The sequence below is a fragment of the Bacteroides sp. AM16-13 genome, from assembly GCF_003602705.1.
Lineage (GTDB): Bacteria > Bacteroidota > Bacteroidia > Bacteroidales > Bacteroidaceae > Bacteroides > Bacteroides xylanisolvens.
Genome location: NZ_QTLK01000001.1, coordinates 84,193 through 110,277 on the forward strand (window position 1 = coordinate 84,193; position 26,085 = coordinate 110,277).

Annotated in this window: 17 protein-coding genes; 4 read left to right on the forward strand and 13 right to left on the reverse strand. The window is 43.5% G+C overall.

Annotated features, from left to right (window positions below):
• Positions 1 to 44 precede the first annotated feature (44 nt).
• Both DW173_RS00385 and DW173_RS00390 read left to right on the forward strand, forming a co-directional pair.
• Positions 45 to 515 carry a nucleoside deaminase gene (locus tag DW173_RS00385; protein ID WP_120143346.1) on the forward strand — a complete coding sequence of 157 codons (471 nt, stop codon included), beginning with the start codon at positions 45 to 47 and terminating at the stop codon, positions 513 to 515.
• A 39-nt stretch (positions 516 to 554) separates the two neighbouring features.
• Positions 555 to 1,364, forward strand: coding sequence for a fimbrillin family protein (locus tag DW173_RS00390; RefSeq protein WP_055235477.1), 810 nt, complete (start codon positions 555 to 557; stop codon positions 1,362 to 1,364).
• 119 nt (positions 1,365 to 1,483) lie between these two features.
• Here the strand turns inward: DW173_RS00390 and DW173_RS00395 are convergent, their stop codons facing one another.
• Both DW173_RS00395 and DW173_RS00400 read right to left on the reverse strand, forming a co-directional pair.
• Positions 1,484 to 3,157: an OmpP1/FadL family transporter gene (locus DW173_RS00395; RefSeq protein ID WP_120143493.1), complete on the reverse strand. Its 1,674-nt coding sequence runs from the start codon at positions 3,155 to 3,157 to the stop codon at positions 1,484 to 1,486.
• Positions 3,158 to 3,183: 26 nt separating this feature from the next.
• On the reverse strand, positions 3,184 to 4,512 hold the full coding sequence (locus DW173_RS00400) for a hypothetical protein (RefSeq protein ID WP_120070231.1): 1,329 nt from the start codon (positions 4,510 to 4,512) through the stop codon (positions 3,184 to 3,186).
• Positions 4,513 to 4,737: 225 nt separating this feature from the next.
• Between DW173_RS00400 and prmA the strand changes: the two genes are divergently transcribed.
• Positions 4,738 to 5,586, forward strand: coding sequence for a 50S ribosomal protein L11 methyltransferase (prmA, locus tag DW173_RS00410; RefSeq protein WP_087323778.1), 849 nt, complete (start codon positions 4,738 to 4,740; stop codon positions 5,584 to 5,586).
• Positions 5,587 to 5,812: 226 nt separating this feature from the next.
• Here prmA and DW173_RS00415 read toward each other — a convergent pair whose 3' ends face one another.
• From DW173_RS00415 to DW173_RS00460, 10 genes are all read right to left on the reverse strand, one after another.
• Positions 5,813 to 6,319, reverse strand: a complete 507-nt coding sequence (locus DW173_RS00415) for a flavodoxin (protein ID WP_118408101.1) — start codon at positions 6,317 to 6,319, stop codon at positions 5,813 to 5,815.
• Positions 6,320 to 6,331: 12 nt separating this feature from the next.
• A complete protein-coding gene (locus tag DW173_RS00420; RefSeq protein WP_120143348.1) occupies positions 6,332 to 8,368 on the reverse strand; it encodes a thiamine pyrophosphate-dependent enzyme in 2,037 nt (678 codons plus the stop codon).
• Positions 8,369 to 8,405: 37 nt separating this feature from the next.
• Positions 8,406 to 9,842 carry a dihydrolipoamide acetyltransferase family protein gene (locus DW173_RS00425; protein WP_118218205.1) on the reverse strand — a complete coding sequence of 479 codons (1,437 nt, stop codon included), beginning with the start codon at positions 9,840 to 9,842 and terminating at the stop codon, positions 8,406 to 8,408.
• Between the two features lie 108 nt (positions 9,843 to 9,950).
• Positions 9,951 to 10,673 carry a biotin/lipoate A/B protein ligase family protein gene (locus DW173_RS00430; RefSeq protein WP_120143349.1) on the reverse strand — a complete coding sequence of 241 codons (723 nt, stop codon included), beginning with the start codon at positions 10,671 to 10,673 and terminating at the stop codon, positions 9,951 to 9,953.
• Between the two features lie 19 nt (positions 10,674 to 10,692).
• Entirely contained in the window at positions 10,693 to 12,036 is a 1,344-nt protein-coding gene (gene lpdA, locus DW173_RS00435) for a dihydrolipoyl dehydrogenase (RefSeq protein WP_120143351.1), read from the reverse strand.
• Positions 12,037 to 12,112: 76 nt separating this feature from the next.
• Positions 12,113 to 13,006 carry a glycoside hydrolase family 25 protein gene (locus DW173_RS00440; protein WP_004325606.1) on the reverse strand — a complete coding sequence of 298 codons (894 nt, stop codon included), beginning with the start codon at positions 13,004 to 13,006 and terminating at the stop codon, positions 12,113 to 12,115.
• A 168-nt stretch (positions 13,007 to 13,174) separates the two neighbouring features.
• Entirely contained in the window at positions 13,175 to 14,821 is a 1,647-nt protein-coding gene (locus DW173_RS00445) for a diphosphate--fructose-6-phosphate 1-phosphotransferase (RefSeq protein ID WP_004314973.1), read from the reverse strand.
• A gap of 206 nt (positions 14,822 to 15,027) precedes the next feature.
• Entirely contained in the window at positions 15,028 to 16,407 is a 1,380-nt protein-coding gene (locus DW173_RS00450; RefSeq protein WP_004314974.1) for an efflux transporter outer membrane subunit, read from the reverse strand.
• Positions 16,407 to 19,511: an efflux RND transporter permease subunit gene (locus tag DW173_RS00455; RefSeq protein ID WP_120143352.1), complete on the reverse strand. Its 3,105-nt coding sequence runs from the start codon at positions 19,509 to 19,511 to the stop codon at positions 16,407 to 16,409. Before DW173_RS00455 ends, DW173_RS00450 begins: the two co-directional genes overlap by 1 nt.
• A 3-nt stretch (positions 19,512 to 19,514) precedes the next feature.
• Positions 19,515 to 20,771 (reverse strand): efflux RND transporter periplasmic adaptor subunit, encoded by a 1,257-nt coding sequence (locus tag DW173_RS00460; protein WP_004314976.1) that lies wholly within the window; start codon positions 20,769 to 20,771, stop codon positions 19,515 to 19,517.
• Positions 20,772 to 21,042: 271 nt separating this feature from the next.
• Here DW173_RS00460 and DW173_RS00465 point away from each other — a divergent pair, with 271 nt between their 5' ends.
• Entirely contained in the window at positions 21,043 to 23,259 is a 2,217-nt protein-coding gene (locus DW173_RS00465) for a patatin-like phospholipase family protein (protein ID WP_120143354.1), read from the forward strand.
• A 162-nt stretch (positions 23,260 to 23,421) separates the two neighbouring features.
• On the opposite strand, the gene DW173_RS00470 is transcribed toward DW173_RS00465, so the two are convergent.
• Entirely contained in the window at positions 23,422 to 25,770 is a 2,349-nt protein-coding gene (locus DW173_RS00470) for a beta-galactosidase (RefSeq protein ID WP_120143356.1), read from the reverse strand.
• Between the last annotated feature and the right edge of the window lie 315 nt (positions 25,771 to 26,085).

Here is a 26,085-nt window from a genome sequence, read left to right on the forward strand (position 1 = left end):
AAGAAGCAAAGAAAAAATGAAACTAACAATATATTTTTTGTGCCATGACTAAAGAAGCTTTAATGAGAAAAGCGATCGAGCTTTCAAAAGAAAATGTTGAAAATGGTGGAGGTCCTTTCGGTGCTGTGATTGCCACGAAAGACGGAGAAATAGTTGCAACAGGAGTTAATCGTGTCACTGCATCTTGTGATCCTACGGCTCACGCCGAGGTGAGCGCTATACGTGCCGCAGCTGCCAAACTCGGAACATTTGATCTTAGCGGATACGAAATCTATACTTCCTGCGAACCTTGCCCCATGTGCCTGGGTGCTATTTATTGGGCACGCCTGGATAAGATGTACTATGGAAACAACAAGACCGATGCCAAGAACATCGGCTTCGACGACTCTTTTATCTATGACGAACTGGAACTAAAGCCTGAAGACAGAAAGCTTCCTTCCGAAATCCTACTACATAATGAAGCCCTTACTGCCTTCAAAGCCTGGATGGCTAAAGAAGACAGAGTAGAATATTAGAAAACCTCTCACTATTATTAACCTATTAATTACCCTCAAATGAAAAGAAAAAGCCTTTTATTTGTTATGGCATCAGTATGCCTGTTCAGTTGTCAACAGCAAGAAGAACTGCAAGATCCCAGTAAAGGAGTGATCGACTTTTCTACTTCTATTGACCAAAGTATCAACAATGCTCTTACTCGTAACAGCAGTAGTCTGACACTTCCGTTAAAGAGCAACTTCGCTGCCGGGGATGTCATCTCCATGTCCGTTGCCGAGCAGGATTATCATCCGTTTGCTATAGGCATGGATAGCCAGACTTGGAACGAAGCAGGCACCGATTCGGAAACGGTTACTTTCTATGCTCATTACCCTGAATTGACCGACGAAGCTGCTACTACCAGATCATTGAGCAGCCGCTATCGCGAAATCAAGGGTGGCTTAGAATATTTGTTCGGTACAGCCCAAGCCAACAAAGGTTCTAAGAATGTTGCTCTTTCATTCAAGAGAATGACAACGCCCGTCGTTCTGCTCGACGAGAACAACCAGCCGTACGAAGGTAGAGCAATCGTTAAACTGTTCTTGAAAAACAAAGGTGTGCAAGACCTGTTCAGCGGTAAAATCGAAGCTGATCCCAATGCAAAACCGGAATACATTGATATCCGGAAAGTATCTGAAGGTATCTTGACTAACTTGATTCCACAGCTCATCAAAGCCGGCGAGAAAATAGGAACGGTTATCCTGGAGGACGGTAAAGAAGAACCTATCATCGCAGAGGAGGACATTACCATAGAAGCCGGAACTCCTGTTGCGGTAAAAATGTACGCAAGACGCGGAATCATTGACGAACGAACTCCACTATTCAGATAAGACTGAAGAATAAAAAGTGATACTAATAAAAATCCCCGGAACCGCTGTAGACACTCAGCATTCCAGGGATTTTTTACACACAAAAGTTATTATTGAAATTGAAAACTGTCTTTTTTAGGTTAGAAACGCATACCTACGGTAAATAACACTTGACTACGTGTATTCGTAACTTTCGTTGCTTCCGGTGAACCAATGACTGTATTACCATCTTCATCTGTAAATCCATTCACAAACGGATAGAAATTTTCTTTATATGTAGAGTATTTATAAGCCAAATCAGCATAAAACATTGATCCGCGATAACCAATACCCAATGTATAATTACTCATTGATTTAGAATTGGCAAAGTCTGTATCTGTCTGAATAGAGTTAATAGCCAAATCTTTGAAAGCATCTTGATGGAAAGCCGCAGTACTATAATTATATCCTGCCCTAAAAGCAAACTGTGGAATCACCTTATACTCTAGACCAAGACGGACTGTACTAACCCCTTTCAACATAGACGTCGTACTATTCTCAAATTCATAAGCAGAAGAATTACCTTCAGTATCTTTAAACTTCATGGAAGAATAATCTTGATACTCATACTCTGCTCCTAAAGCCAAGCTCTTGCCTACCGTATATCCCAAACTTACATTATAAGTCCAAGGAGTCTGAAAATCGAAAGGAAGAATCATATCCCCTTTTCCCGGAAGATTATCCCATGATCTCACGTCATATCCTTTTATTTCTCCAGTTACAACATCCATCACATCCGATATAACTTGTGCACTCGTTTTATAATCCAAACTATAGAATATTGGCGTATGTATAGCTAATCCAACCCGAAAAGGCGAATATTCAAAAGGACGAATAATAGCCCCCAACTTCACGTCAAAGCCAGACCCCTTTATTCTATTCCAACTCTGCAAATTATATCCTTCATCGTTTCCATAATCCTCATCATAAAAAGTATACTTATTATAATCTACAGAATAAGCACCCAGCGTCAACCCCAAATATACCCGATCATTAAAATTAAATGATACATTAAAATCATATTGATCAATTCCACCGCGTTCTTCCGAGCGAAAATTTGCATATCCATTGTCCGGCATTCCTTCAAAATGTCCAGGAGAGATATAAAGAGGATTACCATTTATATCCTTATACTGTACCTCCTCCCCTTTTTCATCCTTATAGGTATAAGGAATATTGTTTACCCCTCCTGTTTTGTCATGTATTGTTATATCCCTAATCAGTCCAGCATCAGCTCCAAGAATAGAAAGCCACCCAATACCATTATCCGTATAAGGCGAATCTCCCCATTTTTCAATGCCAGCTGCTTGAGATGCCATTAGATAGGTTTGGGAGTAAAGCCCCAAATTACCTTCCATACGCATGTTGTTATTAAATGATTTCGCTTTATGATAGTTAAAACCGAAATTCACAAAACGCAGCGGAGTTTCATTACCAATCTTCGAAGAAAATACAAACCCGATGTTATTAAAATCTCCTTTAGTTAAATCGGAATTAAACTTTTTCCCCAAATACTGGCTTTCATTCCCATAAAGAGAAAGCCCAAATGAAGTCATTATATCATTACTGCGATAAAGGCCAATACCTGCCGGATTAGTCCCCATCGTAGATATGTCTCCTCCAAGAGCTCCCATAGCTCCACCCATACCCACAAATCGAGCTGTGCCATTCAAATCTTTTCCTGTTAGTTTGGCACCGTCATATATCGTTTGTGCCATTCCCCAAGGCGCTATCATTAGCATCCCCAGAGCAATTAAAACACTTATCTTTTTCATTCCTGTCAAAACCATTTAATTAATACTTATCTTCTGGCACTGCTACTACGAGAGGAACCTCCACCTGATGATGATCTAGAAGAAGAACCACCGCTCGAATAACTACCCCGAGAGCTACTGCCACCTGACGAAGCTGGAGAATAACTACGTGAAGAAGAACGAGAAGTACCATAGGAAGAAGAACGGGTATTACTATTACTTGCTGGAGAATAACTACGCGGTGCTTCTGAACTTCCACGACTATAAGTTGATCTTGCACTACTGCTTCTAGTAGTGGTTCCAGACGAACGCGAATAACCAGAAGAACCAGTCGAACGGGAAGATGAAGAACTTCCGCTACTTCTAGTACTACTTGGACGAGAATAAGTAGCACTGCTACGACTACTTGAGCCACTGCGTTCACCTGAAGTCCGTGTACCCACTACACGTCTGGAAGTAGTTCCCCTACTATAAGTAGAACCAGAAGAACGAACAGAACTACCTTCTGAACGAACTGCAGAGCCTCCCCGAACAGAAGAACCACTGGAACGAACGGCACTCGAACCATAACGACGAATAGTAGAAGGATTCCTGTAACTGCTTTGTCCGGAAGAACGACGGTTTGTATAGGTAGGACCTGTCCAACGACCGCTTCCACCTCCGCCCCAGCCCCAGCTAGGACCACCATGCCAGTGGTGATGATGTCCCCAATATCCGCCGCCATACCAGCCACCCCAGTAGCCGCCACCCCAATAACCGGGGTAATATCCCCAAGAGTAATAAGGACGATTCCATCCCCAGCCATAGTTCCATCCCCAGCCGTAAGAGCCATAACGCCAATCCCACCAAAGCGGGTTACTGAACGTCGGGAATGCATAAGCATACATACCATCGGTATATACGTTCCAGTCCCATGAATTCGGACCGTAAACTACATCCCAGTACAACGGACTGCTGATACTGATAGCAAAACGCGGATTGCGGAAACGAATGATACGTTCAGCGTATTCATAGTCGTCTGTTGTACCATTGAATTCGCCCGTCACCCATTCTCCGTCCAAATCCGGATTAGATTTTTCCTTTATATATAAGGTATCATTATCCATTACGAATTCATTTTCACGTGCATCGTAACGGCGGTTATATTCATCCACATCCCGTGTTCTTCCCTTACGGTCCTGAACAACTACTGTAGTACCCGGTGAAGTATAGATGTTAGTCGTCACCTGTTTCTTCGGTTCCTTCTTAACTGGAGTTTCTTTCTTCTCCTGTTTGTCTTTAGAAGGTACGAAGTAAAGGTCGTCATCAACGCTTTGTGCAAAGATACCTATCGGAAGGCACAAGGCAAATAGCAAGAAATAAACAATCTTTCTCATATCATCTCGGTTTATGTAATTACTTAAACTTATTCACGTTACAAAGATAAGGAAGAGATTTTTCGTCCGGGGGAGATTTTCCCCAAAGGATAATAGGGAAATCCCTATTTCTAACTATCTTTGTAGAAGATACAACGCTCACCGGCATAAAGTTCAGGCAAACTTGACTTTCTATACCCGGATTGCTGTATCTTTGCACATTATTCACCAGCATTAAAAACAACTATGAAGTATTTTGAGTTCACATTCCGCACCCAGCCTTGTACCGAAACCGTCAATGACGTACTGGCTGCCATATTGGGTGAAGTCGGATTTGAAAGTTTTGTTGAGTGTGAAGGCGGACTGACCGCATATATCCAACAGACATTGTGTGATGAAAACGCCATCAAGATTGCCATCAACGAGTTCCCCCTACCCGATACGGATATTACTTATACATATACCGAAGCGGAAGACAAGGACTGGAACGAGGAATGGGAAAAGAATTTCTTCCAACCCATCATTATCGGAAACCGATGTGTGATCCACAGCACTTTCCACCAAGATGTCCCCAAAGCGGAATATGACATCGTCATCAATCCTCAAATGGCCTTCGGAACAGGACACCACGAGACTACCAGCCTCATCATTGAAGAATTATTGGACAGCGAACTGAAAGATAAATCCCTGCTCGATATGGGCTGCGGAACTTCGATTCTTGCCATCCTCGCACGTATGCGGGGCGCACGCCCCTGTACAGCCATCGACATTGATGAATGGTGCGTACGAAACTCCATCGAAAACATCGAATTGAATCACGTAGACGATATTGCCGTATCAGAAGGAGATGCCTCGTCGCTTGCAGGAAAAGGACCTTTCGACGTTATCATCGCCAACATCAACCGGAATATATTACTAAATGATATGAAGCAATATGTTGCCTGTATGCATACGAATTCCGAACTCTATATGAGTGGATTTTATGTAGACGACATTGCCGCCATCCGCGAAGAAGCGGAGAAGAACGGACTGACTTTCGTTCATTATAAAGAGAAGAATCGTTGGGCAGAAGTGAAATTTATTTATAAAGGATAAGAGCCAACAAATATCTTTAAAAGAGAAAGCTCCCTTATCATTAAGAGATATAAGGAAGCAAGCAAAAATCGCAGTCGATATACGCTATAAACAAGCGTAAGGCTCCAGATTAATGCAGAAAAAAAATAGTGACGGTATACGCTTGGGATAGTGACGCTATCCCAAGCGTATACCGTCACTATTTGCATCGGATAGCGTCACTATCTTATAAAGAGAAATAAAGTCGTTACGCGAACTCTTTTTTGACTTGTTGGCACCATGCTTTGATTTTCTTTTCCGCCTGTTCGGACTGATTATCCAAATCGACAACCAACCCGCACCACTGCTCGCCACGTAAAGCCTTGGAACGTTCGAAAGTGTAACCCTCGGAAGAAGTAAAACCGACCAAGGTAGCCTCATCCTCTTCAAAGACTTCTGCCAGCAAACCGATTCCATCTGCAAAATTTTCCGGATAGCGTATCTGATCTCCCAAACCGAAGATAGCAACCTTCTTACCTTTCAATTTCATTGTCCGGAGTTCCGGCAACAGTTCGTCCCAATAAGTAGGAAGTTCCCCGTCAAACCAGGTGGAAGCACCCACAATGAAGCAGTCATAAGCTGCAAAATCATTCTGCCAGGCCTGCTCGATAGGCACTACTTCTATCTTGTCTTCACCAAACTCTTTCTGTATTTTCTCTGCCACCCAACTCGTTCTTTCGGCTTTGGTAGCATAAAACAAACCTATCTTTTTCATAATTCTTCTCTTTTAATATTCCAATAATTTCCGTGCAGCTTCGTATATCTTAGCTTCGTCCGGCAAAATTTCTCTTTCCAGTATCGGATTGAAACCGACGGGAGTAAACGTAGAACCGACACGCTGCACCGGTCCGTCGAGATAACGGAACATTTCCTCACCAATCATTGCTGCAAGCTCCGCACCGAAACCGGAGAATACTTTATCTTCATGTACAACCAATGCTTTGCTGGTCTTCTTGACCGATTCAAATATAGCCTCTTTATCCAGCGGAATCAGAGAACGAATATCGATCACTTCTACTTTCCAACCACCCTCTTTCTCCAATCGTTCGGCAGCATGCAGACAGAAATGGGTCGTATTTCCATAGGTGATAATACTCAAATCCGTACCCTCACGGCGGATACGTGCTTTTCCGAAAGGTACTTCAAAGTCTTCCGGCACCACAGTAGCAGCTTCTACCGAATTATACAATGCTTTCGGTTCGAGGAACAAAGTAAATCCCTTAGAGCGCATACTGGTACGTAACAATCCGGCTGCATCATCTGCAAAAGAAGGGCAGACAATTCGTGCTCCCGGCAATGTAGTCAAAGCTCCTTCTATATTTTGAGAGTGATACAGCCCTCCACCGATATAACCTCCGGAAGCCAACCGCAGCGTTATATTCGGGGCAAACTTACCATTGCTGCGCCAATACTCATGCGTACATTCTACATATTGTTCTACGGCAGGCCAGAAGTAATCAGCAAACTCCGCTCCCTCTATCACGACATGGATTTTAGGATCAAAGCGGCTCATTCCGTTGGCAGTGCCTACAATATAATCTTCGGCAATCGGCGCACTGAACACACGGGCTTCGCCGAATTCCTGCTGCATCCCTTTGGTGACATTAAACACACCGCCTTTCTCTCTGTTTGCTACGTCCTGTCCCCAGATAAACGTATCGGGATTGTAGCGGAATTCGGCTTTCAATGTCTCGTTAATGGCATTTACCAGGAAGGTCTTTTCGCCCTCTGCTTCATGAGTACCTTCTTTGTACTTCTGGGGTTGATAAGGTTCGGGTATCACAAAATCGTAGATGCTCTTAGGATCAGGATCGGGAGCAGCTAACGCTTTTCGGTTGGCAGCCGACAGTTCTTTCTTTGCGTCAGCTTCGATCTGTTGCAACTCTTCTTCTGTCAGGCGTTTGTAACGCAACAACATCCGGCGGAATTTCATCAGCGGATCGGCATCTTTTACGTATTCCAGTTCGTTCTCATCCCGGTACAGGGTATGTTTATCCGAGTTGGAATGGGAACCGATACGAACACAGTTGGCCTGCACAATCACCGGGTTACGGGTTTCCCTTGCATATTCGTGAGCTTCGGTCATGGCATTCATCGAATCGAATACATCTTTTCCATTGCAATAGATGATCTTCAGGTTCTTGAAACCGGAGAAGTTTTCCGCAACTTTGCGGTTGGCTGTCTGTTCCGATTTAGGGACAGAGATACCATATCCGTTGTCCTGAATCACAAAAATGACAGGAAGACGTTCAAGGCTGGCGCCATTGATAGCCTCATATACAAATCCTTCGGAAGTAGCCGATTCTCCGTGAGAAGTGATGGCGACTCCTTTGTGTCCATAATATACCATTGCCCGCGCCACACCTGCCGCATGAAGGTCATGCGTTCCCGTAGCGGAAGAAATGTTTTCGATGTGCCATTCCGGTTTGGCGAAATGGTTCGACATGTGACGTCCGCCGCTACCCGGGTCTGTCGCTTTCGAGATACCGTTCAGGATGATTTCTTCCGGAGTCATTCCGGCAGAAAGTACAGTCAGCATATCGCGGTAGTAAGGAAACAGGAAGTCTTCGCCCAAAGTGAATACCTGACCGATGGCAAGCTGAATACCATCATGCCCCGCGTAAGGAGCATGATAAGACCAACCCAAAGATTGCAGCAGGTATGACGGTGCTTTTTCATCCAAAGCACGCCCCAATGTCATCAGATGATACCACTTTTTCAGGGTTTCTACATCTGTCGTTTTTATATCATATTTCTTTTTCATAGTGAATGAAGTTCTTAATGAGTGAAACAATCAGTTATCAGCCTTGCCAGTTTTCGAGGTAGTCGGCTATAAAGTGGAGGAAGTTACCTCCCAACATTCCATCTACTACCCGATGGTCGTAAGACAAAGACAGATACATTTTATGACGGATGGCAATCGTATCGCCTTCCGGTGTTTCTATCACAGCAGGTTTCTTCTCGATATACCCTACTCCCAAAATAGCAACCTGCGGCTGATTAATAATCGGTGTACCGAACAGGCTCTTGAACGTTCCGAAATTGGTAATAGTAAATGTACCGCCATCAATATCTTCCGGCATTAATTTATTATCCCTTGCTTTCAGGGCTAAAGAGTCAATGGCAACTGCCAGGCCGTTCAGATTCAAACGATCGGCGTCATGCACCACAGGCACAATCAGATTTCCATCATTCAGAGAGACGGCAATACCTACATTGATATGTTTCTTAAAGAGGATGTTATATCCGTCTACCGACACATTCACTTGAGGATAGGCTGCCAATGCTTTCGCTACGGCCTCGGTTATCACAGGCATATAAGTCAACTTCACTCCTTCGCGACGGAAGAAAGCATCTTTATTCTTTTCGCGCCAACGCACCAGTTTGGTGACGTCTACTTCTACCACATTGGTTACATGAGGAGATACTTTCTTAGACATAACCATGTGGTCGGCAATAATCCGGCGAACACGATCCATCTCTTTCACTTCAACTCCAGGCATGGCAACAGGAGCAGACGATTTGGATGAAGTAGCAGCCGACTGTGCAGCAGGGGCAGATGCAGCCGGAGACGTTTTCGGAGTTATCGGTTCGGGAGCAACAACCACCGACGGTTTGTTTGCAGCCGGAGCAGCAACAGCAGAGGTCGGCTTCGGTTCAGCCATATCGCCTCTTTTCTTCTTTTCAATATAGTCTTTTATATCTTTCTTACTCAATCGCCCTTCATAACCCGTACCTTGTATAGTATCCAACTCTTCTTTCGGAATCTTAGCCTCCCGCGCCAACTGAATCACAACAGGAGAATACCAACGTTCTTCCTCAACAGCAACGGGTTTGGATGTATCAACGGGGGTTGATGCAGTATTCACTGATTGACTCTTAGCAATGTCTGCTGCTGATTGTGATATTCCGGAAACATCAGCGGCAACCTGACTGGCATCAGCTCCTTCGTTTGTGGCACCTTCGCTTGCCGGCTCCGTACCGGATGATTCTTCGCCATCCAAATCAATAATAGCAACTACTATTCCTACAGCAACCGTGTCACCTTCCTTATATAAAATCTCCACCACTTTTCCCGCTACGGGAGAAGGGATTTCTGCACTTACTTTAGCAGTATTCACTTCAAAAAGCACATCGTCTTCCTGAATCATGTCACCCACCTTTACAGACCAAGAGACAATGGTCCCTTCGGTTATACTCTCGCCTAACTTAGGCATTTTTATTTCGAATTTTGACATAGACAGTAAATTTATTATTCAACCTTAGATATATTACAACAATGGGCTGAAATAGAAAGTTTTAAGTTAAGTAAATTTTAACCGGACGCCAATCGGTACAACCAAGCATCAACGGCTATATATCCACTCTTTCTGAATATATTTCTCTTCCCGGAGCTGATTGACAGCTTCTATCTCCTCCTTAGTGAAAGCACTGACAGATTGCGACTTACTGAAATACTGAAAAGCCTTTTCTTTGAAATCAGTGACAGTCCCTGCCGACAAATGCCTGCGGATATTGGTCACCTCACTCCGAACAGAAGGAACAGCATATACAGACGACAACATTTCATCATCGACCATCGGTTCCGGATTCAATGCTTGATGCAACGCTGTAAGGTCCGTATCATACAATAGCGTGCAATGATACAATACCCGATCCTTGTACAGGCATTGCGCACTTCCTGATATTTTCAATCCATTCAGATAAATCCCCAATCGTTCGCCTCCTGTTGCCATCAGTCCCATAGAGTTCAGGAAATCCAACGTCCGCTGCAAATACGTGACAAACTCCGGCAAGCGGGGAGTCGTTTCTATAAAAGTCAGATTGACATTGCCCAAATCATGGTACACTGCTCCCCCACCGGAAAAACGACGGGCAATATGTACCTGCTCCCGTTCCGCCCATTCCTGATCGACTTCCGACCGTAACCGCTGATGCTTCCCTATTACCACAGAAGGAGTGTCCTGCCAAAGCATGAAAATGTCTTCATTTCCCTGCTTCAACAGATATTCTTCCGCAGCCAAGTGAAAGTAAATATCAGTAAACGGACTATAGATACATCGAATCATAAGTCAGACAGAATAAGAGTTAAAACATAATCTCGTGATAAATCTCTCCGACCGTAGGATGCGGAAATACAGTCTTCTGAAATTCTTCCACCGTATAGCCTCTCTGAATAGCAATACCTGCGATCACAATAAGTTCCGACGCCGGATTTCCCAACATGTGACAACCAATGATCTTCCCTTCTTCATCCTGAATCAACTTACAAAGGCCGTTTCCCTGTTCATTCTCGGCTACAAACCGGCCGGAATAAGCCATCGGCAATTTGGACACACGATAAGAAAGTCCTGATTTTATCAGTTCTTCTTCTGTCTTTCCTACGCCTGCCACTTCGGGATTGGTATAAACAACTCCCGGAACACAATCGTAATTCATCCGGTCTTCCACTCCCAAGATATGATTGATAGCAACTTCCGCTTCACGAATAGCGGTATGTGCCAATAAAGAATAACCTGTAATATCACCGCAAGCATATACGCGGGGATGCGAAGTCAACAGATGTTCATCTACTTTGACCCCATTCCGATGCAATTCTATATTCAGCTTGTCCAGCCCCACTCCGGATAAATTTGCCTTACGGCCTACACTAAGCAAGATTTTCTCCGCTTCAATAGTGGAAACTTTGCCTTCTTTTTCTATCACGACTCCATGAGCGTTCACTTCCACTACTTTCGTATTCAAATAGAAAGTGACTCCCCGTTTGGCATATTCGGCGCGAAGCATACCGCTCGTTTCCTTATCCATCGCTCCCAAAATCTCCGGCATCATTTCTACCACATGCACCTTTACTCCCATACTATTGAAGAAAGAAGCAAATTCCATCCCGATCACTCCACCGCCAATAATAACCAGCGTCTTGGGAAGCTCTTTTATCTCCAACGCCTCCTTGGAAGTCCAATAACTGACTCCCGACAATCCCGGTATGGGAGGAATCACTGTATCGGAGCCGGTACATACCAGCAAGTATTTCACAGAATAGGTTTCTCCATCACAAGTGATGCGAATCATCCCCTCTTTCTCTCCTTCTATAAAAGCTTCTTTCTCCACGATCGTCACTCCGTAAGAATTCACAGTCATCTTCACGCCACCCGTCAACATTTTCACTGTTTTGTCTTTGCGGCTCATAATCTTGGATAAATCGAACGAAGGAGAATCGGCAGAAACGCCATATTTGGAAGCACTTTTAATGCTATCCAGTATTTTAGCAGAATATAACAAAGTTTTAGTAGGAATACACCCCTCATTGAGACACACTCCACCCATTGCCTTTTTCTCAAAAAGAACGGCTTTTAATCCGTTGGCCCCTGCCCGTTCGGCAGCTGTGTACCCGGCAGGACCACCACCAATAATAGCTATATCAAAGTTCATAATCGTATCTTTTTTAGTAATAATACGATTATAACAAATGAGAGAAGAGATAAGTTGTTGGGAAAAGAAATACCTGTTACTTAATTGTCAGCTTTTTAAGTTCCTCTAACGAGCCATTAAACACGTTCAGGTCTACGTCTTCTTTGATGCCGGGAACACTTCCTACATCAGTATGTTGCCAAAAGTCCCATTTCCCCTGATACTTTACAGAGTCAACATAATAATGGGCAATCCAGTAAGGGTATGTATTGAAGATGGAATCGTCCAGATAACGGGTTTTAAATTTATAAGAAGTATAAAGAATAGGTTTCACTCCATAATGAGATTCCACCCGGTCCAGCCAGCGTTTAATGCCTTGCTGCAATTCCTTTTTTTCCTTCCGCCCGGTCACTTCCACATCAAGTACGGGAGGTAAATCACCCGTATCCAGTTTCACCGTACGAATAAAGAAGTCCGCCTGTTTCAAAGCATCCGTACCAGGAATATAAAAATGATAAGCACCACGGATAAATCCATGATTACGGGCATTGGCGAAGTTCGCCTCAAAGGTTGTGTCGTTATGATCTCCTCCTTCTGTAGCTTTCATAAAAACGAAATGCAAAGGAGTAGCCGTCTCTTTATTCTGCAACAGTCTTTTCCAATCAATCTTTCCCTGATAATGAGAAATGTCAATACCATGAATATCATATCCGTCAGGGATACAAACTCCGTATTCCTTTAAACCATGACAAGGTTTCCATCGATAAGCATAAGGACGGATAAAGAAATAGTAGAATACAACGGAAAAACAACCGATAATCACCACTGCCAAAATGTTACGAATCCAGACAGGCATCACAGTTCGATGCTTCATCTGTTCCTTTTTTGAGGTACGGGAAGTTTTGGAAGAAGAGGTCGTTCCCTTTTTCTTGGTAGTGGAAACAGTTCTTTTCTTCTGTACAGCAGACATCGGGTTGTTGCGTTGCGGCATTTACTTTAAACGATCAATGTTTTTAGAGATAGGCACGGATTACGCGAATTAACACGGTTTTTTAGTTATTTCTTATAAACCGTGTATTCCGTGTAGTCCGTGCCTGAAAGAATCTTTCATTGCAGCTGTTATTGCAACTGTTACATCAACAACTGCTCTGAAGTGTATTTATTTAGCTTGTTCCAGCTGCAAAGTCTTAGTTGCCTGGTCGCAAACCTCTGTAGGACCGAAGTACTGGATCGGACCCGGATATACATAATCCGTTTCGATAGCCCAACGATCACGTTGCGCAGCAAATGCCTTGAAAGGAGCGCCATCCAGTTTCACCAATGCTTTCTGGATAACCGGTTTCATTTCACCGTGGCGACGTTCCATGTTCATCATCATAGTGATAGGCACACCACCTGCGATCCATTCGGCAGCAGGAGCAGTTGTGTTGCGTACAGAAGACATATAACCAGTCTTACCGTTAGCAATCAACATAGAAGCTGTGTAACCCAAAGAGTAGCAATAGTCAGCGTCAAAGTTTGATGGAGCAGCACAACGTCCTTCATAACCGAAGAAGTGGTGTTGAGCAGCAAATTTACCAACATACTTGCCTGCTTCTTTCCATGAAGCCAATTTGGTAGCTACCATTTCAGACAACAGCTTTTCTGTTTCGATCAGTGATACCTGAACGTTTCCGTGCGGGTCACGATCCAAAGTCAGCTGGCGGGCAACGCCTTCCGGCAGACTTGCATAGATAGCAGAGTTTTCCGGAGAAAGTTTGCGGATGATATAATCACGTTGGTGAGATTTCTTAATCTGACCGAATTCTTCAGCATTAGCAGCCAGGAAGTCGTTCAATTCAGCAATCAGGCGTTTCATGGCAGGAATGAATTCTACCAATCCTTCCGGAATCAATACAGTACCGAAGTTGTTTCCCTGTGCAGCACGGTCAGCTACCACTTTAGCGATGTAAGTCACTACATCGTCCAAAGACATATCTTTAGCTTCTACTTCTTCAGAAACGATACATACGTTAGGCTGTACCTGTAAAGCACATTCCAGTGCGATGTGAGAAGCCGAACGACCCATCAACTTGATGAAGTGCCAGTATTTACGTGCAGAGTTACAGTCACGTTGGATGTTACCGATTACTTCCGCATAAGTCTTACATGCTGTATCGAAACCGAAAGAAGTTTCAATCATATCGTTCTTCAAGTCACCGTCGATTGTTTTCGGGCAACCGATTACCTGTACACCGTAGTTCTTAGCTGCATAGTATTCAGCCAATACACAAGCGTTTGTGTTAGAGTCGTCACCACCAATGATAACCAATGCTTTGATGCCAAGTTCTTTGATGATTTCATATCCCTTTTCGAATTGGCTTTCTGCTTCCAGCTTCGTACGTCCGGAACCGATGATATCGAAACCACCAGTGTTACGGTATTCGTCGATAATATCAGCAGTCAGTTCCATATAATTGTGATCTACCAGACCACCAGGACCTAGAATAAAACCATATAATTTGTTTTCCGGGTTCAATTTCTTGATACCGTCGAACAAACCGGAGATTACATTGTGTCCGCCCGGAGCCTGACCACCGGAAAGAATTACACCTACGTTCATAGCGGGAAGAGCAACAGCTTCACCAGCTTCGAATGTAATCAACGGCATTCCATACGTGTTCGGGAATAATGCTTTGATAGCTTCCTGATCGGCTACAGATTGAGTAGCAGCACCTGCTACAGCCTTAACAGCTCCTGATGCCAATGCTTTCGGAAGTTTGGGCTGGTAAGCAGCCCTTGCGATTTGCAATGCACTTTTAGTCATTTTCTTTAATTTTTTATTTAAAGGTGTTAGTAAGTTTCTTGTCAAACTTGAAAAGCGTTGCAAATTTCGCACTTTTTTCCGAATTATGAAAATTCTTCTGTTGTTGTTTTTAAGACAAAAAGAAGAAGAAAGAAAAATTAAGGCTACCTCCCGGTGTGGGAGATAACCTTTACGTTTTCTTCAATGACTGAATCGATATGATAATTCTAGGGATTTTGTTCCCAGCCTCCACCAAGAGCCTTATAGAGTTGAACTACCGCAATCAACTCGTCACGGATAGCATTACTCAACCCAATCTGTGCATCAAAATATCCACGTTGGGCATCCAATACGTCCAGATAATTAATAACTCCATTGATGTATTGCAGTTGTGCCAGGTCCATGTAGCTCTTGGCCGAACGTTCCAGATTGGCACGAAGTTCGTACACTTCCTTGATCTTGTTGAAGTTGACAATCGCATTACGTGTTTCCTTGAAAGCTTCCAGTACAGCTTTTTCATAACTATGTACTTCAGCTTCATAAGCAGCCTTTTTTGCTTTCAATGCCGCACGGTTCTTTCCCCAACCAAAGATCGGAGTCAGCAAAGCTCCTTCCATCACTGCGTATGGAGATTTCAGGAGTTCCGACAAAGAAGTACTTTCACTACCGAAACCACCTGTCAGGGCAAGACGCGGGAACATATTTGTATAAGCCACTCCCACTTTCGCATTGGCAGCAATCAATTTCTGCTCTGCCTGACGGATGTCGGGACGACGTTCCAATAATGTAGACGGCAACCCAACAGGAAGTGTTTCCGGAGAGTTGAATTCCTGAAGCAAACGGGAACGGGCTATCTTATTAGGATATTCACCGGCAAGATAAGCAATATCGTTTTCTTTCAGGGAGATTTTACGTTCGAGGTCAGGAACCAAAGTTGCCGTACGCGCCAATTCCACCTGTGCCTGTCGATAGGAAGTCTCGGAAGTCAACCCGCCGGCAAACCGGATACGTGCCAGACGTACTCCTTCTTCACGGGCTTTTAATGTTTGCTTTACGATGTCCAGTTCTGTATCTAAAGCAACCAATTCATAGTAAGCCTGTGCCACTTCAGCAACAATCGTCATCCGCAATGCGCGTTGCGCCTCGATAGATTGCAGATATTCGGCAATACTGGCCGAACGTGCCCAGCGCAGATTTCCCCAAAGATCGAGTTCCCATGAAACGAGAAATTGTGCTTCAAAGGTCTCTGATCTCTTGAAAGCATCTCCTCCATGATTTTCGAGTTCACGTTCTGCCGTTACTTTTCCTTTGATATCCGGAAGTAACGCAGCGGTGGAAATACGTTTCTGTGCTGCCATTTCTTTCACACGGGCAGCGGCAATCAACATATCCTTGTTATGATCCAGTGCACGTTCTATCAGGCTTCTCAAGGTAGCATCCGTATAAATATCCCTCCAGTCCTGGTCGCCGAAGCTGATCGAGTCTTGCGCTCTTTCCAAGCTGTCGGGCAAATGAAGATCAGGACGGACATAGCTTTTCCCTACCTTGCAGGAAGTCAAGACTCCGGCAAGTAACAGGATAGCAATATATAGTTTCTTTCGTTTCATTATTTCTTATGTTTTAAAATTTTCGACTTTGTTTTATACACCATCACAAAGAAGAACGGCACAAGAATGATACCGAATACAATGGCAAATATCATTCCGAAAAATACACCTGTACCGATTGCCTGCCGGCTTGCCGACCCCGGACCGCTTGCCAATACCATCGGAAGCATACCGAGTACGAATGCGAGAGAAGTCATCAGAATCGGACGGAAACGCAATTTGGCTGCGTAGATAGCCGACTGCACCAGGTCTTCACCTTTATCTACCTGTACTTTTGCAAACTCTACAATCAAAATCGCGTTCTTAGCGGCAAGTCCCACCAGCATTACCAGACCAATCTGGAAATAGACATCATTCTCCAATCCGCAAACCCAGACTCCTAAATAGGCTCCCAAAGCGGCAACAGGTAAAGAGAGCAACACGGCAATAGGCACCGTCCAACTTTCGTATTGAGCAGCAAGGAAAAGGAAAACGAACAGAAATACCAATGCCATCACCATACCTGTCTGACCTCCCGCCTGCTTCTCCTGATAAGAAAGGCCACTCCATTCAAGACCGATATTATCGGGAAGATGGTCACGGGCAATCTGTTCCATGATCTCCATCGCCTGTCCGGAACTATATCCTTGTGCAGCTGCTCCACGGATAACGGCCGTAGTAAACATATTAAAACGTTTAATACTTCCCGGTCCTGTGGTATAGGAGGCATTTCCTAAAGAAGTCAACGGTACCATCGCTCCATTGGAGGCCTTCACGAAGAACAGATTGATATTGTCTTTGTGTTCCCGGTAAGGAGCTTCCGCCTGAATGTAAACCTTATATATACGGTTGAACATATTAAAGTCGTTCACATACACCGAACCGGTATAAGCCTTCATGGTAGAGAACACATCAGCCAGTGGCACACCCAGCATCTTTACTTTGTCACGGTCTACATCGAAATAGAGTTGTGGTATTTCCGACTGCAAAGAAGATGACAGACCAGCCAGTTCTTTGCGCTTGGATGCGTAGTACATTAATGTATCTGCCGCGTCTACCAAATTATCGAAAGTGGCTTCTCCACGGGCTTCCAATTGCATTTCAAAACCTCCCGAGCTACCCAGTCCCGGAATAACCGGAGGAGTGGACAGATAGACTTTACATTCTGGATATTCCCTCAAATGTTTTTCCACCGTATCCATAATCTTCTCAATAGTGGTGTTCTTCCGCTCTTCCCAAGGTTTCAGGATCACCGTCAGTTCAGCACGTCCCTGGTTACTTCCAACACGCGGACTACTTCCCGTTACGTTCTGTATATATTCAATATATGGATTCTTTTCCAAATAAGCAATGGCACGTTCTGTTACGATACGGGTACGTTCCAAAGTAGCTCCCTCCGGCAATTCCAATTCAATCTTGAAATATCCCTGATCTTCCACAGGCAAGAAACTGGTCGGAATAATACGGTGAATCAGCATGATAGCAATCAACACCATACCAAAAGCACTCAAAACCCGGCGAGGATGCTTGATCGTACGAGTCACAGCAGCCACATATTTATTGCTACCGATGCCCAGCCATTCATTAATCTTCCGGAATACGATATTCTTTTTCTTTCCATTATCCGGCTTCAGAATCAATGAACACATCACCGGGCTCAATGTCAGAGCCACTACCGTAGAAATAAGTACGGACACCACAATCGTCACCGTAAACTGGCGATACAACTGCCCTGTAATCCCACTTAAAAAACTAACCGGAACGAACACTGCCGCCAATACCAGTGATGTAGCAATCAAAGCACTGGCAAGTCCGTTCATCGCTTTCTTCGTTGCTTCGTATGGACTTAGATGCTCCGCTTCCATGATATGCTCCACACCTTCCACTACCACAATCGCATCATCCACCACAATACCGATGGCAAGAATCAATCCTAGCAATGTCAGTATATTCAGCGAGAAACCGAAAATCAACATGAATCCGAAAGTACCGATCAATGAAATAGGCACCGCCACTACCGGAATCAACGTTGCACGCCAGCTTTGCAAGGATAGATAAACCACCAATACAACTAATACCAACGCTTCAAACAATGTCTTATATACTTCATGAATAGATTCGGAAATATAGGTCGTCATATCGAACGGAATCTCATAGCTCAATCCTTCCGGAAAGTTCTTGCTAATCTCATCCATAGCCTCTTTGACCCTCTCAGCTACTTCCATCGCATTTGCTCCCGGCAACATATAAATGCCAAGCACAGCAGCATTCTCGCCGTTGATACCACTTTCCGTGTTATAGGAAGAAGCCTCCAACGATACACGCGCCACATCTTTCAACCTGATAATAGATCCGTTGGCATTGGCACGCACTACAATATCTTCAAACTGCCCTACGGTAGACAAACGTCCTTGAGTCGTAATAGGAATGGTAATATCCAGTCCCTGCACCGGTTGTTGTCCCAATACACCGGCCGCTGATTCACGGTTCTGATCCTTCAATGCATTCTGTAAATCCTGTACGGTCAGCCCAAAGTTTGCCAACTTATCGGGTTGCGCCCATATCTGCATCGCATAATAGCGGCTACCTATATTAGATACACGTCCAACCCCAGGAATACGGCGAATTACATCGAGCACGTTGATAGTAGCAAAGTTACTCAAATAAATTTCGTCGAACTTCGGATCAGTAGAAGTCAAACAAAGCGTCATCAACTGACTGGGAGCCTGTTTTTCTACCGAAATACCATTCTGAATGACTTCCGCCGGCAGACGGGATTCCGCCAGTTTCACACGGTTCTGAATCTCAACGGCTGCCAAATCCGGATCGGCAGATACGTCAAAAGTGACCGTTGCCGAAAAACCTCCGGAGTTAGAACTGTTTGATTCCATATAAAGCATACCCGGCGTACCATTGATTTCCTGCTCAATCGGAGTGGCTACCGCCTGCGACACGGTAAGTGCGCTGGCACCCGGATAGGATGCGCTGATCTTCACCACCGGAGGGGTAATCTGCGGATATTGATCCACCGGAAGCATCGTCAGGCCAATAATGCCGACAATCACAATCACGATGGAGATTACAGCCGAGAAGACCGGCCTATCTATAAAAAAAGTAACTTTCATCGTTTATTCTCCTTTCGCGTTATCCTTCGTTCCGGTAGTGTTTTCTTTTACTCCGGTCACTTCATTTTTTGTCGTAGTTATACTGTCCCCAGCTTCGGCTTCCGGATCACTGACCCGTACTTTCATGCCCGGAGTCAACTTATGGAACCCTTCTACAACCACCATTTCTCCTTCTGCCAGTCCTCTTTCTACCACCACATTATTCCCGACTTCCGGTCCTAATTCGATAAAACGTTTCTCTACCGCATTATCTTTGCGCATGGTATAAATATATGCTCCACCCTTTTCGATGGTAACGGCTTTCATCGGAACAACAAGTGCACCTTCACGAACATCCAGCAACAACTTTACCTTTGTAAATTGTCCCGGCAACAATACTTGTTTCGGATTCGGCATTTCTGCACGTACAGAGAAAGTTCCGGTTTGAGGATCGACTTGCGGTTCGGCAAAATCCACATATCCTTTAAATGGATAGACGGTATTATCCGCCAATGTAATGGTAATATTCGGCTGCCAGGAACGGGTGGAATCCTGCTGTCCCAAATTAATGTTTCTTTCTTTACTCTTCAAATAATCGAGTGCTGTCATACTGAAATCCACCAATACTGTATCACTCTTCACAATGGTAGCAAGCAATGATTTTCCTCCGGGGCCGACTAACGTACCCAAGTCCACATTTCTTTCACTAATGTGTCCCGATAAGGGCGAACGAACAATGGTATAACCCAATTCCAGTTCAGCCTGTGCCAAATCCGCCTCGCTCATAGCTACCGTTGCCTCGGCACTTTCATAAGCAGCTTCCGCATTATCCAAGTCCAACTGGCTCGCAGCGTTCTGTTCAAACAACGGACGGATACGTTTTAAATCACGTTCCGCTTTCAAAGCCTGCGCTTCGTCTTTTTTCAATTGCGCTCTGGCTTTATCTGCTTTGGCACGATACTGGTCTTGATTGATTACAAACAAAACCTGATTCTTATTGACATATGTCCCTTCGGCAAAAAGCATATTTTCCAGATAACCTTCCACACGGGCACGTACTTCGACGAACTGTTGGGCACGAATACGCCCCACATATTCCCCGTATATCTCTACGTCGTCTTTCACTACCGGTTCAACAATGACTGTCGGCATTTCCGGCGCAGCCTTCTGAGGTCGGGTCAGTATCCAATACACACCCAACACAACTACCATACACATAATAGCAGCAATGGTTCTCTTTCTCCTCAGTTTCAACTCATGTTTCGAAAAGAATAATCTCATATCGAATCTTATTATTTAATTTAACTTATGTTTGTTCTATATCCTTATTTACAACTCATATACCAAAAATGCGTTACCTGCATTATTTGCTTAAAATCAAAGCATTAGATATTTCTTCGTTTTGCAGAAAGTGTGGAAATTCACTGTATGGTGTAGAAAAAATCCACATTTCCGACTTTTGGAACATTTTTTTTAGTTCCCATTTCAACAACTAAACAAATTATGCTCTACATTTGTATTATATTAAACATCAACACTAGACCACATCCTAATGAAAAAACAAATCTTTTCAACATTAGTTTTATCAATTGGCATCTTATTGCCTTTTTCTTTGCATTCTCAAGAGCAAAGAAAAAAGGTAGGTGTCGTTCTAAGCGGCGGCGGTGCCAAAGGAATGGCACACATCAAAGCACTGAAAGTAATTGAGGAAGCCGGAATTCCTATTGACTATATAGCCGGCACCAGTATGGGAGCTATCGTAGGTGGTCTGTATGCCATCGGTTATACTACGGAACAATTGGACAGCATGGTACGAAAACAAGATTGGACATTCCTGTTGAGCGACCGTATCAAACGAAGTGCCATGTCATTGACTGATCGTGAGCGGTCTGAAAAATATACAGTCTCTATCCCTTTCACCAAAACTCCCAAGGATGCTGCTACCGGAGGACTCATGAAAGGGCAAAATCTGGCTAACCTATTTTCAGATCTCACTGTGGGGTATCATGACTCCATCGACTTCAATAAACTTCCCATTCCTTTTGCTTGTGTAGCGGCCAATGTTGTCAATGGAGAGCAAATTGTATTCCATGACGGAATACTCTCAACCGCTATGCGTGCCAGTATGGCTATTCCGGGTGTATTCACTCCGGTACGGCAAGACAGCATGGTATTAGTGGACGGCGGCATTGTAAACAACTATCCGGCAGATGTTGTGAAAGCCATGGGAGCCGATATTATTATCGGAGTAGACGTGCAGAATGCTTTGAAGAAGGCTGACAAGCTCAACAGCGTCCCCGATATTCTGGGACAGATTGTAGACATCACCTGCCAGTCCAACCATGAAAAGAATGTAGACCTCACAGACACTTATATCCGTGTCAATGTGGAGGGATATTCATCTGCCAGTTTTACCCCGGCAGCCATCGACACTCTGATGCGAAGAGGCGAAGAAGCGGCTAAAGAACAATGGAATTCGTTGCTTGCCTTGAAAAAGAAGATAGGAATAGCCGAAGATTATACTCCGAAGCAACATGGCCCTTATTCTTCTCTTTCCAATGCACGCACGGTTTATGTGACGGACATCTCATTTTCCGGTGTAGAGGTGGATGATAAAAAATGGCTGATGAAGAAATGTAATCTGAAAGAAAACAGTGACATTACCACTCAACAAATAGAACAGGCCTTGTATCAATTACGCGGCAGCCAATCCTATTCCAGTGCCAGCTATACGTTGAAAGAGACTCCTGAAGGTTATCACCTCAACTTCCTGTTGCAGGAAAAATATGAAAGAAGAATCAATCTGGGCATCCGTTTCGATTCGGAAGAAATCGCGTCTTTGTTGGTGAATGCAACGGCAGACCTCAAAACTCATATTCCTTCCCGCCTGGCTCTTACCGGTCGATTGGGTAAACGATATGCTGCCCGCATAGACTATACGCTGGAACCCATGCAGCAACGTAATTTCAACTTCTCGTATATGTTCCAATACAACGATATCAACATTTACGAGGAAGGTGACCGTGCCTATAATACAACGTATAAATATCATCTGGCAGAATTCGGTTTCTCCGATGTATGGTACAAGAATTTCCGCTTCGGACTCGGTCTGCGTTTTGAATATTACAAGTACAAAGATTTCCTGTTCAAGAAACCTGAAATCTCCGATCTGAAAGTGGAATCGGAACATTTTCTAAGTTATTTTGCCCAAGTGCAATATAATACATACGATAAAGGACGCTTCCCTTCTAAAGGAAGTGACTTCAGAGCTGCCTATTCGCTTTATACGGATAACATGGCACAATACAACGACCACGCTCCATTTTCAGCATTGAATGCTTCGTGGGCAAGTGTCATCCCTGTGACCCGCCGTTTCTCCGTCATTCCTTCCATTTATGGACGTATCCTGATCGGAAGAGATTTTCCTTATCCGCTGCAAAATGCCATTGGCGGTGACGTACCCGGTTTCTATATTCCACAGCAATTACCGTTTGCCGGGGTCACCAATCTGGAATTGATGGATAACACCATCATGATTGCGTCTATTAAGTTCAGACAACGTATGGGAGCCATTCATTATCTCACACTGACGGGTAACTATGGGCTAACGGATAGTAATTTCTTCGATATATTGAAAGGCAAGCAATTATTCGGTGTTAGTGCAGGTTATGGAATGGACAGCATCTTCGGACCATTGGAAATATCGTTGGGATATTCCAATCAGACGGACAAAGGAAGTTGTTTTGTGAATTTAGGGTATTACTTCTAATTGCCCAGACAATATCGGTCAAGCAAAAAGAAAAGTAAAAGAAAATCTTCACTCACGTGGAAGTTATTCTTTTACTTTCCTATAACTTAATGAACAAACTTAATAATTAACCTTTGACTTAAATATCTCAAGTACGTGTCACAAACATATAATTACCCTTTCTTAAAGTTTAAAAGGCGTCATCTTCAAATATACCCGATAATCCTTTATCATTCCCGTCTTATCGGCTTCCGCTCTTGGCAAATAAGAAAATCCCGTGACTATCTTATCCTCACCAAGATTAATCACAATCTGATGTGGAAATTTATGTTTAGCAGCTGAAGAGTAGCTAGTATGCCAGAAAGTAGATTCCTGTAAGTCAAACACGTTCGTTGCAATGTTATTTGCCTCTTCAGTTTCCTCACTATCTGCATAAATAACCTTCCAATGCTGACGTGACAAAGGTTTACCATCGGTTCCTAACAATTCTAATTCTGCAATAGCTGCAAAGTCTTTTCCATCATAAGCATTCAATGCTTCAAGGCAAAAGAAACGAGTTTCCACTTCCTTTCCAAATTTCACATGCTGCCAACCATTACCGGATTTAAAAGTCCCTTCATAAACAGGTTTTTCTCCTGTCAAATCCAAATTTTCACCAACCTTACGATGTGCATAAGCAGCACCATGTACACGAAGGTTGTCAAGAATTGGTTGTTGTAATCCTTCTGTCTGTGGCTGTACAGAACCAGCCATATCCAATATAATCACTTCATTCTCTCCTTTCTTCAACCAACATCCCGGCACATATAAGGTTTGTTGTGGCCCAATTTCCCAGTAACGTCCAATAGCATAACCGTTCACCCAAACCATACCTTTACTCCAGTTAGTCATATTCAAGAATGTATCACCAGTTTTGTCCAACGTAAAGGTTCCCCGATAGTAGGCAGGATATTTCTGGGGATTATCCTGTTTTACAAATTTCTTATTTTGCGCAAAAGCATAATCAACCGGAATATTATAAACTTTCCAGTTCTTCAATGAAGTAATAACACCATTATTCGACTGGACTTCCACTTTTTCAGTGATACCCTTCCAATCATAAATGCCTTTACCAAAATTCATACGCCCCATTGCTTCTACCAAAATATCCAGCTGGGCTCCTTCTTTCATTGGAGGAAGAATAACCGTACCTTCACCTTTTAAACGACTCAACGTAGCTAACTTCCTGCCATCTAAAAAAACTTGCGCCCAGTCATGAGCCTCTGTGATTGTCAACGTCTGTTCTTCTTTAGATGCCGGCAGTGTAGTCCGGTACAAAATACTTCCCCATCCCTGATCGAACGCCTCCATTGACTGAATGTTTTCACTAATCTTTGGCTCCGGCAAATTATCAAACAGTATCGCCACTTCATCCAACTTGAATGACGGAATGGCAATAGTCGGAACAGAATCCGGAATTTCCGGCAATGACTCGCCTTCGGGTAAATAGTTACTTAACAAATTGCGTACCTCAAAATATTTGGGAGTGACTTTTCCTGATTCATTGATGGGAGCATCATAATCATAAGACGTACACGTCGGAGAAAAATTCGGGAAATTTGCTCCTCCCCAATGTCCGAAACTAGTACCTCCATGAGTCATATACAAACTAAATGAAATATTCCGGTCAAGCATTTCTTTCATTCCTTTTACCAAATCCTCCGCACTACGTGTCTCATGCTTCGCTCCCCAATGATCGAACCATCCGGACCAAAACTCACTACACATCAACGGAATATCAGGACGGAGTTCTTGCAAACGCTTAAATTGATCGTCAATATTAGCCCCTGTACCAAAGTTGATTGTCCAAAGCAAATCATCCAATGCATTATTCTCAAAGTTCGAATTCCAGTCACATTGGAATAAAGGAACTCCTGTGAAACCTGCTTGCTTTACAATATCACGTATTTCGGCAATGTATGGTTTGTCTATTCCGAATGATCCATATTCATTCTCAACCTGTACCATAATGATATTGCCACCTTTACTAATCTGAAGATCGGTAAGCTGTTTACCCACTTCATTCATAAACAATTTCACCCGCTCCATATAATACGGATCCTGTTCACGAAGCTTGATGTCTTTCTTCTTCAACAACCACCAAGGTAATCCACCCATCTCCCACTCTGCACAAACATACGGCCCGGGACGAACGATCACATACATTCCGTTTTCCTGCGCCAGCCGACAGAAAGCCGCAATATCTTTCTGACCGATAAAGTCATATTTTCCTTCTTCCAGCTCATGGAAATTCCAAAAGACATAAAGACAAATGGTATTCATACCTAATGCCTTACACATCTTGATACGATGCTCCCAATACTCTTTTGGTATACGGGGATAATGAATTTCGGCTGCTTTTACCACAAACGTTTTTCCGTTAAGTAAAAATGTCTTATTCCCTATTTCAAATGTCTCTTTTGGAGATTGGGAACAGGAAGTGCTGAAAACAGTCACTAATAAAATAAGCAAATACAATAAAGGTTTCTTCATTTTCTAATCTATTGTTTTCATGATACAATGCTATTTCCAAATAAATTCTCCATCGGTCCATGTCTCCATTCAGGCCGACAGCAAATATGCAAACCAATCGATCTATTATCTAAAACTATACCTATTGAAAACTAAATACATTGCAAAGATGAGATATTCTTTTTATACAAAGGTCTTCAAATCGGTCAAAACAGGACAAGATTCATTCAAAATAGCCTCAATATTGCTTTTTAGCGGTTATTTTTTACTTAATATAAAAAATCCTGCCGAAACTTTTTTATATAGCATCGACAGGATTAATATTTATAATAAAGG